Source organism: Dyadobacter sp. (assembly GCF_051859145.1).
GTDB lineage: Bacteria > Bacteroidota > Bacteroidia > Cytophagales > Spirosomataceae > Dyadobacter.
This window is the reverse complement of the sequence record NZ_JBHYGF010000513.1, coordinates 1-2175: the sequence shown is the minus strand read 5'-3', so window position 1 is coordinate 2175 and position 2175 is coordinate 1. Positions and strand designations below refer to the sequence as shown.

2 protein-coding genes are annotated in these 2175 nt (G+C 48.0%); one reads left to right on the top strand and one right to left on the bottom strand.

Features of this window, described 5'->3' with window-relative positions; translation table 11 throughout:
- The coding region (locus ACTIE6_RS23110; RefSeq protein ID WP_439558882.1) for an asparagine synthetase B family protein at positions 1-1624 on the bottom strand (1624 nt) is incomplete at its 3' end.
- Positions 1625-1871: 247 nt separating this feature from the next.
- Here ACTIE6_RS23110 and ACTIE6_RS23105 point away from each other — a divergent pair.
- On the top strand, positions 1872-2175 hold a 304-nt coding region (locus ACTIE6_RS23105), incomplete at its 3' end, for an ABC transporter permease (protein ID WP_439558881.1).

Below are 2175 nucleotides of genomic sequence, written 5' to 3'. Positions count from 1 at the left end.
CATTGTAGAAGCTCACCTCAGCCGGCGTAGCAAGGCAAAGTTCGATCACATGCTTATCGTAAAATGGAAATGCATATTGGTGCCCATAATAGGCGCCGATGTGATTGGCCTGTTCATTGCAGATTACATTGGTGTGATTCAGCACACCTTCCAGCGCTATCCCCTGACTTTCCTTAATTGACTTGACGAGCGCATTTGTGGTTCGCTGCTTTCGTGGCTGGGTCTGTTGCTTGAATTCCCCCGTCAGCGCGTCGGTCAGCAGGGAAGGAGCAGCGGATTTATGGGCTATTTTGTTGAAAATGAAGTTTATAATAGCTCTTTCCGAAATATTCAGACCATGCTTATACTCCCGCATTTTGGACAAAAATGAAAATAGCGGCTCTTTGCGGTAGCTGCTCCTGATATCGGGTGTTAGAAGCGAGAGCATGTATTTATCATAACCCGCTTTTCGACTTTTTCCCCGGGTAAAAGGCTGCTTCGTGTTGTGATCGTAGCATTGTTCACATGCAATCCTCAATGCATTCAGGTCGCCAGCCTGCATTAGCTCGTCGAGATTGTCAAAGCCGGTTGTTGCCACATTATCTCCGCCGTGGCCCGTCAGGATCAAGTCACATCCCAGCCTTTCAAGCTCATTTGAAATACTTAAATGGAAACTGGAAGGCATGATAAACTGCTCAGGACGGTCGGAAATGGTGTTGATTTTTACAATCGATCCCAGTACATCTTCCAGAGGAGCTACCCGATGGTGGTTTGTGTGCCACTGATTTACCACATCCTGAACAAAGCGCTCTTCTTCCGCCAGCGGCTGACCGGTGTCAATCTTGAAAGTATTTAATGCCGGCTTGCCTTGTTGTATCAGTGTCGATTGTGCCACGCAAGTCACTGAGGAAGAGTCCAAGCCACCGCTCAGATGCGATCCTACATTTTGTCGGTTCCTGATCCTGCTTGCTACGGCGCCGGTGAAGACTTCGCGGAATGCAGATCCGTATTCCTCAATTCCGCCCAGTTGATGGAATTTTTTGAAATCCGGCTGCCAGAACGGTATTTCTTCTGTTTGCTGCGCGTTGACTTTCAGGTAATGTCCGGGTAAAACGCTGTAAACCTGCTCATAGAAAGTCTCGGAACTATAAGCCAGGTGGGTTACGTGCCAGGTAAGGTACTCGCGGACCTTGTGCATATTCGGAGTTACCTGAACTTCATGCAACGCATTCAAAGCCTTGATCTCCGATGCAAAGGCAAAAAAACGATTAGGCTGGTGTACATAATAGAGCGGCTTCACGCCGAGTATATCGCGGGCACAATAGAGGGTTTGTGCTCCTGTGTCCCACAATGCAAGCGCGAAATCTGCATTGGGCTCGTCAAATCCGGCGGGACCTTTCAATGCATAATTACTGGCAAATGGGGAGTCGCGGAAAGTGCTGGCAAAAACATCAGCATCGGCAACGGTTAAAACCCGCTGGTCAGGTGTACTTTCAACAGCCCCGCCAAATGTCATTAACAATCCGCTTTCGATACTTTTGGTTGTCAAACCGCCCCGGTGCGCTAGTAGCCTGGCTATATCATTTATTTCGGCTGTCCTGATCTCCTGACCGTCAAATCGTATTATTCCGGCGATTCCGCCCATTTTGCTGCAAGTTTAATTCGGTCAGCCTCCGCGCGGACAAGCTGCTGCTCACATGCTCTCCGTGGCGCAGGATCGCTTTTACCTGCGTCGCGCGGCAGTGACTACAAAAGGCAAAGGTGTTACAATCATTGTTTCTAATGAAAGCGAAGTTAAATTTATTCACCCACCGCAATCAAATTTCGTTGCAACGATCGGTCAGTAGGTGATTATATGCCAATGCTTTATGGACTAACAAACTTTACCAGCCATGATCAGAAACTATTTCATTATCGGGTATCGGAACTTCCGGAAAGGACATGTTTATTCTTTCATTAATCTTTTCGGGCTGGCGGTGGGTCTGTCCAGCGTGATGCTGATTATCGCTTACATCGGCTACGAGTTATCGTTTGACAGACATTTTTCCAAAAGTAACCGGATATACCAGCTCGTCATGGAATCGCGGGCAACCGACCCGATCATCAGGAATGCCAATACGCCGGAAGCATTGGGTAAAACGTTAAAATCCGAGTTCTTCGAGGTGGAAACAGCTACTGCTTTGCTTCCGTATAAGA